The 10,331-nt window shown below is 76.1% G+C and carries 8 protein-coding genes; 1 reads left to right on the plus strand and 7 read right to left on the minus strand.

All coding sequences use genetic code 11. From position 1 onward, the window contains the following. Positions 1 to 302 precede the first annotated feature (302 nt). The 7 genes from ACFCX4_RS12710 to ACFCX4_RS12740 all read right to left on the minus strand — a co-directional run bounded on the left by ACFCX4_RS12710 (position 303) and on the right by ACFCX4_RS12740 (position 9,375). On the minus strand, positions 303 to 1,697 hold the full coding sequence (locus ACFCX4_RS12710; protein ID WP_376141310.1) for a hypothetical protein: 1,395 nt from the start codon (positions 1,695 to 1,697) through the stop codon (positions 303 to 305). Beyond that, positions 1,687 to 3,867 carry a hypothetical protein gene (locus ACFCX4_RS12715; RefSeq protein ID WP_376141312.1) on the minus strand — a complete coding sequence of 727 codons (2,181 nt, stop codon included), beginning with the start codon at positions 3,865 to 3,867 and terminating at the stop codon, positions 1,687 to 1,689. The genes ACFCX4_RS12710 and ACFCX4_RS12715 overlap by 11 nt, the downstream gene beginning before the upstream one ends. A gap of 456 nt (positions 3,868 to 4,323) precedes the next feature. Then, positions 4,324 to 5,220: a helix-turn-helix domain-containing protein gene (locus ACFCX4_RS12720; protein WP_376141314.1), complete on the minus strand. Its 897-nt coding sequence runs from the start codon at positions 5,218 to 5,220 to the stop codon at positions 4,324 to 4,326. A gap of 23 nt (positions 5,221 to 5,243) precedes the next feature. Then, positions 5,244 to 6,059, minus strand: a complete 816-nt coding sequence (locus ACFCX4_RS12725; protein WP_376141316.1) for an alpha/beta fold hydrolase — start codon at positions 6,057 to 6,059, stop codon at positions 5,244 to 5,246. Positions 6,060 to 6,563: 504 nt separating this feature from the next. Next, positions 6,564 to 7,835, minus strand: a complete 1,272-nt coding sequence (locus ACFCX4_RS12730; RefSeq protein ID WP_376141318.1) for an LPXTG cell wall anchor domain-containing protein — start codon at positions 7,833 to 7,835, stop codon at positions 6,564 to 6,566. Between the two features lie 273 nt (positions 7,836 to 8,108). Then, positions 8,109 to 8,483: a cyclic-phosphate processing receiver domain-containing protein gene (locus tag ACFCX4_RS12735; protein ID WP_376141320.1), complete on the minus strand. Its 375-nt coding sequence runs from the start codon at positions 8,481 to 8,483 to the stop codon at positions 8,109 to 8,111. Positions 8,484 to 8,520: 37 nt separating this feature from the next. Next, on the minus strand, positions 8,521 to 9,375 hold the full coding sequence (locus tag ACFCX4_RS12740; RefSeq protein WP_376141322.1) for a methyltransferase domain-containing protein: 855 nt from the start codon (positions 9,373 to 9,375) through the stop codon (positions 8,521 to 8,523). A 200-nt stretch (positions 9,376 to 9,575) separates the two neighbouring features. On the opposite strand from ACFCX4_RS12740, the gene ACFCX4_RS12745 reads away from it, so the two are divergent. After that, complete coding sequence (locus ACFCX4_RS12745; protein ID WP_376141323.1) at positions 9,576 to 10,025, plus strand: hypothetical protein; 450 nt, start codon at positions 9,576 to 9,578, stop codon at positions 10,023 to 10,025. Positions 10,026 to 10,331 lie beyond the last annotated feature (306 nt).

Genomic DNA, 10,331 nt, shown 5'->3' on the forward strand with positions numbered 1-10,331 from the left:
AGGACAGCGCGGAACCCGGGACCCCGGGCGGCACCAACGCCCGGGGTCCCGCCCGTCCTTCCCCCGACCGCCCGGCTCGACGTCCGCCGAACCGGCTGGCCGGGGCCCGGCTCCGTTCCCTGCTCGCCCTGGAGGCCGCGCACGCCGGAGCCACCGCTACGGATGCGGGTGGCCGATCCGCCGACGTCCCCGGCCGGGTCCGCGAGGGCGACCGCCGGATTCAGCGATGACACGAGCCCCCGGCTCAACGGCCGCAGGGCATGCACCTCGCGCCGGCCACGACCCCGGGGAGACCTTCGGGGTCAGCCGTTGGCCGTGCCGTGGTCCTCGGAGTGCTGCCGGGCCCGGCTGAACCCGCCGGCGCCGACCCGGGCGGCGAGGGTGTCGTCGGGGCCGGAGAGCAGCGAGCCGTAGCCGGTGGCGGCCCAGAGGCTGCGGGCGGCGGGCAGTTCGAAGTAGGGGACGGTGCGGCCCTGGTCGCGGACGGCGAGCACCTGGGGTGCCCGGCGGGTCTGCAGGGCCCGGGCGCAGTCCTCGCAGACGGCGACGTCGACGCGTTCCCGGCGGCCGAGCGGGCGCCACACGGTGCGGCGGACCGCGGAGCCGTGCCGGGGGTCGAAGAAGCACAGCGGGAGCCGCGGTTCGGCCGTGAGCGCGGCGCGTCCCTCGGCGGCCAGCGCGAGCACGCCCGCCAGGTCGGGGATGCCGCGGGCGCCGTCCAGGACCCGGCCGGCCGCGTCGTAGGCGTCCAGGGCGCGGCCCAGGCCGGGGGTGGTGGCCCCGTCGGCGGCGTTCACGGCCTCGCCGAGGGCGAGCACCTCGGCGGTGGCCTGTCGGTGCAGCCCTGCCTCGTCGGCGGCCCGGTCGGCGGCGAAGACGGCGTCGGGGAAGGTGAAGGCGGTGTGCCGGGGCGAGCGGCGGCGGCGCACCAGGAAGGCGGCGCCGACGGCGGCGAGGACGACCAGCGCCGCGGCGGCCGCGAGCAGGCTCCCCGGGGCGCCGGAGGAGGAGTCGGCGCCCCCGTCCGTCGCCTTCGGGCGGGCCGCGCGGTCCCGGTCGAGCCGTGCGGTCTCGGCCTTGTAGACCTCGGTGCCCCGGCCGGACTGGATCAGGTCGACGGCCCGGCCGACGCGGGCGGCGAGTCCGGCGTCCTTGAGTTCCCTGAGCATGCCCACGGCCATGGCGGCGTCGCGGGTCGTGTGGGTGTCGCTCGGCCACTCGGTGCCCCGGAGCCAGCTCCCGTACTCGTCGTTGGTGAGCAGGATCAGCTGCGGCTGGCCGAGGCGTTCCTGGACCACCGCGGCCAGGGACTTGGCGTTGCCGTCGAACGCGTCGCCCTTCTTCAGCGGCACCAGCGCCACCTTGATCGGCAGGCCGGTCGCGGCGATCCGGTCGGCGAGTTCCCGCTGTTGGGAGGCGGTGACGGCGGCCGCGAAGGACGGGTCGACGTAGACCGGGGTGGTGGCCAGCGCCTCGACGATCGTCGTGGCGGTCGGTCCGGGGGCCGCGCTGTCCGCGCGGGCGGGGGCACCGGCGCCGAGCAACGCCGCACACGCCATCAGCAGCGCGGCGAACAGACCCCGGAGCGGGCGCCGGACGGGGCCGGCGGCCGGCCGGCGAGCGGAGCACGCAAGGCGCACGGCGAACGGTTGGCGGCCGGCGAACGGGTGACGGACGGTCGGGCGGTCACTGGACACTGGCGGACTCCCTGGCCCTGAGGATGAGTGCTTCGAGCCCTTCGCGGGCGGCCGGCAGGATCTGCCCGGCCTCGTCCCAGACGGCCGGGGTGCGGCCGTCCGGGCGGGGCAGGCGCAGCAGTCGGCCGCGGGCCCGGCCCGCCCGGTCGGCTCCGCCGCTGTGGAGGGCGTCCCGGCAGGCCGGGCACAGCCGTGCGGACCGCGGGCCGATGCCGAGCCCGGCGAACCAGGCCGGCACCCGGCCGCCGGTGGCGTCGCCGTGCAGCGGGTCGAGCCGGCAGACGGCGGGGTGGGCGTGGCCGCGGAGCGCGGTGAGCCCGGCCCGGGCGAGCACCACGACGGCGGCCAGGTCGCCCGCCGTGCCCGCCCCGTCCGCGTCGTCCGTCCCGTCCGCCCCGCCGGGGCGCTGTTCGCCGCCGCCGCCGAGGAGTTCGGCGGCGTCCAGGCAGTCCCAGGCGAGGGTGCGGCCGGGTGCGTCCTGATCGGCGGCGGCCAGTTGCGCGGCGAGTTCGCGGACGTCCTCGCGGGCCCAGGCGCGCAGTTGCCGAAGGGACGGCAGCGGGGTGGTGCGCGGGGGCCCGGCGTGCTGCGGCGCGGTGCCGGCCGCGCGGGCCCGCCGGGAGCGGATCACGGACCGGGCGACGGTGCGGACGCCCCAGGCCAGCAGGAGCAGGATGCCGAGCAGCATGACGCCGAGCGCGATGCCGGGCCCGAAGTCGTTGCCGAACAGGGCGGGCAGCCGGTTGTCGCGCAGCGGGGGCAGTGTGGTCCGGCGTTCGACCGGGTCGTAGCCGGGTTTCGGTTCGGCGGTCGCGACGGCGTCCAGCACCCGGTTCAGCCGCGGTGCCGCGGTCAGGGCCTTGGTCCCCCCGTACGCGTACCTGACCTCGGTCGGCACGCGGGTGAAGCGGCGCACGGTGTCCAGGTCGGTGCCGTAGCTGTCGAGGTCGATCACGCCGGTCAGCGGGTCGACCAGGACGTAGACGCCGTTGCGGCCGGTGCGTTCGTGGATCAGGGCGAGCAGCAGGTCGCTGTCGTGGCCGGTCTCGTCGTCGCTGCCGGTGGGGGTGACCACGACGTGCACCGGGCCCTTGGGGGCGAGTTCGGTGAGCCGCTGCCGGATCGCGGGCAGCTCGGCGGCGGCCAGCGCGTCGGGGCCGGACGGGTCCTGGTAGATCGGGCCGGCCGCGAGCCCGGCGGCGATCTCGTCGACCCGCGCGTCCAGGTCGGCCGGGGTGACGTTCAGGTAGGAGCTGTCGACGACCTGGGGGAAGGCGGTGGGCGCGAAGTGCACCACGCCGAACACGGCGGCGGCCGTCGCCAGCAGTGTGACCGGCAGCAGCGTCACCGGCCACCGGCCGCGGCGGCGCCGCACGGCGCCCCGAGCCCGGGCACCGCGCGGCGCCCCGGGCCCCTTGTCCAGGCTGACGGCGGGTTTCCTGCGCGGCCCGGTCCTCCGGGTGGAGGCGACGCCGACGGGTCCTGCGGGGCGGGGCCGGCGGAGGGCGAGGCGCAGGCCCAGGGCCAGCACCAGACCGGGGATCACCACCACGGCCAGCCCGAGCAGCAGGTTCTGGTTCTCCCGGTCGGTCGAGCTGATGTACGGGCGGCGCCGGTCGCTCCGGTGGTACCGGTCGTGGACCTCCTGGGCCTTGGCGGCGGCCCGCTCCTTCCCGGAGGCGACGGCGTCGACGAAGCCCTCGAACGCGGCGAGCGGCCCGGCACCGTACGGGGTCCCGTACAGGGAGATCCGCCGGGCGTCGTCCACCGGGACGTCGACGCCGAACGCGGACGCGGTGATGTGGCCGTTGTCGCCGATCACCACGTAGAGGCCGTCCGCGCCGAGGCGGTCGTGCACCAGGGCGAGCAGTGCGGCGTCGCCGTCCGGCAGCGCCAGTACGTAGGTGGGCACACCGGTGCGCCCGGCGAGGGCGGCGATCCGCGGGGCGAGCGAGCGCGGCAGCCTCCGCGGCTGGGCGGCCGAGACGTACACCGGGTTCCTGCGCAGCTCCTCGGCCAGCCGCTCGGACCGGGGTGTGGCGTCGGCGGGTTGGCCGCCCGGCGCGGCGGAGGCGCTCGCCGTCGACGCCGCCGTGGGGCCCGGCGCGGTGCCCGGGTCGGCCGCAGCGGTCGTTCCGGTGCCGCCGAGCAGCACGAGCGCCGCGAGCACCGTGCCCGCCCCGATCCCGAATGTTCCGGTTCGTCTCCGTATCCCCGGTGGTATCCGCATTGGCGCCCCTCCTGGTGGTTCGGCCGGTCACTCTACCCGTGCCCGGTTCCGACGCCTCCGGACTTCCCCGGTCACGGTGGCCTCCCGGCGACGCGATCCGGGAGGCCACCGTTGATCGGAAACCCCTTCCACGAGGGGGAGTGGGGCCGCTGCGGCGACGGGTTCGGGAAGGCGATCGCCGTCCACCGCGGCGGCCTCCCGGCGGTGGGGGCGTGGGGGACGGGCGTCGCACCCCGGGACCGGATCCGCCTTCAGGACGGCCCTTGGCGAGCCTTGTTCCGCCCCCGACCCGGGCACGGGGCACGGGGCACGGGGAGGTCGGCCGGCCCGCCCCAGCGGGCCGGACCTTGACGGCTGCGCCCGCTCCCGGAAGGAGGACGCCTGCCACCGGGGCCGCTACCGGTCGCCCCCGCGCTCGCGGGGCGCACGGCCGGGGGACGGCGTCGGGCCCGCGAGCGAAGCCGGCCACGCGACGTGGTCGATCGCGAGCCAGGGCGCAGCGGCTACGGCCGTGGGTGTCGCCCCGGTGAACGCCCGGACCTCGCGGTGGAGGTGGGACTGGTCGGCGTAGCCGCCGGCGGCCGCCACCCAGGCGGCCGGGTTGCCCGCTGCGAGAAGATGGGCGGCGTGGTCGAAGCGCACCAGCCGGGCGGCGGTCTTGGGGGTGAGGCCGATCTGGGACCGGAAGCGGGACCACAGGCGCTTGCGGCTCCATCCCACCTCCTCCGCCAGGCCGTCGACCCGCACCCGCCCCCGGCTGGTGAGCATCCGCCACCAGGCGGCGGCGACCTCCGGATCGAGCGACGGGCGGGCGTCCAGCCGTCGGCCGAGGAGGTCCGCCGCGACGGTGAACCGCTCGTCCCACGACGCGGCGGTGCGCAGCCTGTCCTCGGCCCGCCCGGCGTCGCGGCCCCACACCTCTTCCAGGGGGACCACCGCCGTGCCGAGTTCGGCCGGCGCCCCGAGCACCGCAGCCGCCACGGCCGGCGACAACCGGATCTGGAGGCACTCGATCCGCCCACCCGCGCGGCCGCCGATCCGGAGCTCGCCCGGGACCAGTCCGACGACCGCGCTGCCGCCTGCGCGCCGGCCGCGGGCATCGAAGAGGAGCGGGTCTCCTTCGCCAAGGTCCACGAACAGGGTGACCGACGGGTGCGCGACCATGGTGATGTCCGCGGGCGCCGGCACGCGTTGCCGGAAGCCGGCCATGCCGATCCCCGGCAGACGTGCTGACCGTCCGGGGACCGCGACCTCCACCGACGCCCAGTCGGCCGGTGGCTCGGGGGACCTCATGGCGCCAGGCTAGGCGATCGGTGTCAGCGCCGCGTTGCCGTCGCCGCGAAGTCCAGCAGCAACTCGCCCGTCGTCGCCGGCGCTTCGAGCACGGGGAGGTGCCCGACGCCGGGCAGCTGCTCGACGCGCGCGCCGGGCACCGCGTCGTAGTGGTGCGCCGACGCCGGATCCCAGCGGCGGTCGGCAGCACCGAAGATCACCAGGACCGGGACGCCGAGGGCGGTGAGGCGCTCGGGCACGCTCCGCTCGGTGATGTACGCGGTGCTCCGGCGCAGCGCCGTCCTGAACGTGCGGTAGCCGATTCTCCGGGCCTCGGCGACCAGGTCGTCCGGGACGGACACGGGGCGGTCGCACACCGCGGTCATGCCCCTGCGGAGCATCGCGTCCGAACGGATCGGCCAGAGGAGCGGGCCCAGCGGCGGGCCGATCAGGATCCGTAGGACGGCGGGCTGCGGAAGGAGGGCGTCGGGACTCGGGCCGCTGCTGATCAGGGCGAGCGAACCGACCAGGTCGGGGCGCTGTTCGGCGAGCGCGGTGGCGACGTATCCACCGCTGGAGTGCCCCACCACCGTGACCGGACGAAGGCCGAGCTCATCGAGCACCCGGGCCAGGCGACCCGCCTGCTCGGGCACGTCGTACGAAGATGCGGGCAGGGACCGTCCGTGACCCGGGAGGTCGACCCGGACGACGTGGTGCCGGCCGGCGAGCGCCGGCACCACCGGGCCCCAGGAACCGCTCGAAGCCCCCGACCCGTGGATGAGCAGCACCGGCGGTGCCTGCCGCGGGCCGTCGTGGACCAGGTGCATCCCGTGCAGGTGCTTGACTTCGTCATTCCCCATGGACGGGATGGTGCCCGGGCTCCGGCCGTCGGTCTTGTACGAATGTCGCCGCGCGGCCGCCGGGCACCGCGGTCCCGACGGTGCGCGGGACCTCCGGGGGCGGGCGCCGCCGGCCGAGGAGCGGGTTCTGCGTCCCCGGCACGGTCCGACCGCGCCACGGTCCGACCGCGCCACGGTCCGACCGCGGCCCGTCCGACGGCGGCCGGTCCGACGATCGCGGTGCGTGGTCGCGGGCGGAACACCCAGGGCGCGCGCAAGGAGGTCACGACGTCCGGCGGGCAGGGCGTCGACGGTCGCCCTCGCCTCGACGGCGTGCTGCGCGCGATACGTGGTGCGTCGTGCCCGTCCCACGACAGCCGGGCCCGGACACGGACGGGAGCCGGCCCCGGGAATCCGGGACGCGCGTGGACAGGAGGTTCCCGGCCCCACCCCGCGCGGGGTGGGGCCGGACACCGGTACGGGCGTCATGGCGCCGGTGCGGCTCGGGCGCCGCTCGGGTTCCGCTCAGGAACGGCGGCCCCTGCGGCGGGCGCGGCGGAGCGCGGCGGCTCCGGCCCCCAGCGAGAGCACCCCGGCGAGCAGGAGCGCCGGCGTCGTGCTTCCGGTCTCGGCGAGTTGGTCGCCGCCGCCTCCGCCGCCGGGTCGCGGGGTGGGTGCGGGGTGGTGGCTCGGCCCTCCGGTGGGGGAGGGGGCGCCGGTGCCGCCGTGGCTCGCGGTGTGGCTGGGGCTGGGCGTGGACGTGGCGGTCGTGGTGGTGCCGGTCGGGGACGGGGTCTGGGTCTGGGTCCGGGTCGGTGAGGGGCTGGTGGTGGCGGTCGGGGACGGCGAGGGCGAGGGGCTGGTGGTGGCGGTCGGCGAAGGGGAAGGCGTGGTGCAGGCGCGCTCCTCGATGCGGACCTCGCCGTCGCCGCTGCGCGCTCCGGTGGTGAAGGCCGCACCGGCGGGACCGAGGCTGGAGCCTCCGCCGCCGCCGCCGGCGTCGAGCGTGCTGCCCGTGGAGGAGCCGCCGCCTCCGCCGCCGTGAGCCCCGCCGCCGCCTCCGCCGCCGGTTCCCATGTGGATGTCGCCGACGTTGACGGCGGCGTCGCCGCCCCGGACGCCGGCGCCGGCGCCGCCCGGGGAACCGTCGTGGTCGGAGTTGTCGGCGGCGGTTCCGCCCGCGCCTCCCGCACCGCCGTGACCGCCGGACCTGCCGCCCTTGCCGGCCTGGGCCGCCCCGGTGTCCGCGCCGTCGGTCCCGTCCTGTCCGCCGTCACCGCCGCGTCCGGTCCCGTTGTCGCTGAAGCTGCCGGCGCCGCCGCCTCCGCCGCCGGCGATGACCACGGCGGTGCCGGCGGCCGTCACGGTGCTGGCACCGCCGCCCCCGGCGCCGATGGCGCCGTTGCCGGGGCGGTGCTCGGCGGTCGCGGACCCCCCTTGCCCGCCACCGCCGTAGCCGCCGTGGGCCACGCTGTCGGGAACGAGGAGGTCGCCGCCGCTCCCCGCCTGGCCCACGTCGATGGTGAGGACGTCGCCGGCGTGGACCTGGAGCGTCGCCCGGACCTCGCCGCCCTTGCCGCCGGGCGAGCCGTAGACGGCGCTTCCGCCCGCGGCGCCCAACGCGTCCACCGCGATCTCGCAGACGCCCGCAGGAACGACGTACTGTTCGGGCGCGCCCGTGTAGGAGAACGTGCGGGTCCCCGCGGCGGCCGCGGTGTACTGGGGGGAGCAGACGACCAGGGCCGCCAGCGCGGCGGAGGTCGCGAGCCCGGCCTGTGCATAGTGAGTAGTTCTCATGCAAACCGTTTATGTGACCTACGGCTTCCGCCACGGGCACCACGCGGCGGCGTCCGGGTGAACCGCGGAGCCGACACCTGCGGCCCCCGGGCCTACGTCCGGCCGCGGGGCCCGGGGGCGCGGCAGGCCACCGGGTCGCGAGGATCCGGAGTCCGCAACGACTCCGGTCACGGCGCGGTCGCCGGGCCACCGGGACCGTGACACCTCACCCCGCCGGCACGGAGAGGACGACCGGTGCCGGGTCGGCACCGACAACCACGCCGGCCGGTCTTCCTACGCCGTTGCCCGCTGGACACGGTAGCTCCAGCGGGCGAGCGACCTGACGATGGCTTCGGCGCCGACGGGGTTGGCGCTGTGAACGAAGACGGCCCCGATCCGGAAGGGCTGCCCCTCGAAGGCGGCTTCCTCCATGAGGGTCACCACCGGCATGACGGTGTCGTCGCCACCGAGATCGTGGTCGAGCCACAGCTCGTCGATGAAGCGCTCGCGGTGCTCTTCCAGAAGCCGGATACCTTCTCGGCTGGTGCGGGCAATCTGCGTGGCCCTGGGAAGGGGGCGAAGGTCGTCTATGCCGAGGATGACGGGCATCGGAGTGGTCCGGGCTTCTTTCACCAGGTGATTGTCCCGGTCGGTGGGCGGTACGGCCACGGAGTATTCACGCTCTTCCGGGTGGCCGGTGTTCGTGTCAGCGTGCGGTGACCCAGTACGCCGCGAGCGGGTGGTTGCCGTGCGGTGCGGCGATGGCCCGGAGGACGTCGGTCTGGCTGAGGACGAGGTGCCGTACCGGTTCGGGCAACGTGGCCAACCGCTCCCCTCCGTCGATCAGGTCGAGACAGGCGGTGATCTCCCAGTCCGCGTCCTGGAGTCCGTCGGTGTCGGCCCACCCGTCGCCGTCCGCCGTCCAGCCCACCTCGGGCAGGAGCCGCAGCAGTGTCTCGCGGGAGAAGGGGGTGCGGATGTTGCCCTCGCCGTGTGAGCCCGCGGCCTCGATCCAGCCCTGGATCAGTACGGCGAGGAGGTGCGCCAGCCGGTCGCCGGAGGAGGGCGTCAGGTCCCACTCGGTGAACCACAGCCGCCGCGCCCAGGGCCGCACCCGGGCCAGCGTGTCACGCAGCTGTCCGAGCGAGGCGAAGTACCAGGAGCAGTGCGCGAGCACCACGTGGTCGAAGGCGTCGGAGGGGAAGTCGACCGACAGGTCACGGACGTCCGTGCCGAAGCGGAAGTCGATGCGCGGCCCGAGCGGGCTCGCCGCGAGCCGGGCCGCCGACTCTCCGAGCGTGACCGGCGCCCCGTAGGACGGATCGGCGACATCGACGGCCACCACGCGTCCCTCGGGTCCGACGGCGTCCGCGAGGACGGCGGTCATGTCGCCCTGCCCGCAGCCCAGTTCGAGGACGGTGGCCCCGGGTTCGACGTCCCAGCTCTCCACGAGCGAAGCGCGATGGCGTGTCTGCACCAGCTGAGCGTGCGGGCTGTGCCCGGCGGCGGCCATGGCCTTGACGAGCAACGGAATCCCGGCGCGGAGATCGAAGTCGTTCACACAATCCTCAGTGGTGTTCGGCGAACCGGCGAGGACGAGCGTACGAGACACCTCTCGGCGGCACCTGCGATTAATCGCCCGAGTCCTGCGCACGACGACAGCGGGCCCCGCCCGACGCAAACCTCGGCGGGCATGCCCCGCGGCATCGATCGGCCGCCCCGCTTCGGCGGCGTCGCCCCGTCGGCTGCCACTGTGCTGTGGTGGCTCACTCCGTGGTGTTCTTCCTCGCGCCGAACGACGAGGCCGCCGCTGCGACGCACCGGCGGCGGCCCGGTCGGGAGTTCCAGTCCGTCACTTGCCGTTTCGTCGAACCGGACAGTGCCATCGCCGAGTGGGCCGTCTACTTCGAGGAGCCCTCGGCCGGGCTCCCGGTGCCCGAGGCGCTTCACAGGTGGTGGCCGGCGTGGGTCACGGCTCCCTCGAACGACGGCGTCGAGGTGTTCGCCGTGCCGCAGCGGCTGACCCGGGCGCTCGCCGGGGCCCGTTCCACGGAGATGGAGGAACTGGCCGGCCGATGGGCCACGAGGCTCAGGGCCACCGACGGGGACGACATGACCGGCGACGACCTGTCGGCCGTCCTGCGGGGAGTGGCCGGGCTCGCGGCGTCCGCGGTGCGCACGGGTGGGCGCCTCTACAGCTGGAGCTTCTGAGCGTCCGGCGGCACATCCGCCGGACGCGCCCGCCCCCGCGCTTCCGCCCCCACTGCTGCGCCGCGTGCGGATCGCAGGGGACCGTTTCCGGCCGAACGGGCACACCGAACCGCGGCCGGGACGATCGGAAACGCGTACTGACCCGTCAGATCCGCTCATCTCGCCCCCGTGCTGCAGAAACAGGGGCCGGGCCCGGTTACCTGGTGCCGAAGCAAGATCCCGGTCGCGGGCCGAACACCGGCCCCCGACCGGGGGGCGTGTGGACGGACCCCCCAAGGTCGGGATAGTCGGCGGGGGCCGCGCTGA

The sequence above is a fragment of the Kitasatospora sp. NPDC056327 genome, assembly GCF_042261735.1.
Lineage (GTDB): Bacteria > Actinomycetota > Actinomycetes > Streptomycetales > Streptomycetaceae > Kitasatospora.

What these genes read in the sequence shown, in the direction of transcription:
- ACFCX4_RS12720 (WP_376141314.1), bottom strand. Translation starts at nt 5,220, where the DNA reads ATGAGGTCCCCCGAGCCACCGGCCGACTGGGCGTCGGTGGAGGTCGCG.
- ACFCX4_RS12725 (WP_376141316.1), bottom strand. Translation starts at nt 6,059, where the DNA reads ATGGGGAATGACGAAGTCAAGCACCTGCACGGGATGCACCTGGTCCAC.
- ACFCX4_RS12730 (WP_376141318.1), bottom strand. Translation starts at nt 7,835, where the DNA reads ATGAGAACTACTCACTATGCACAGGCCGGGCTCGCGACCTCCGCCGCG.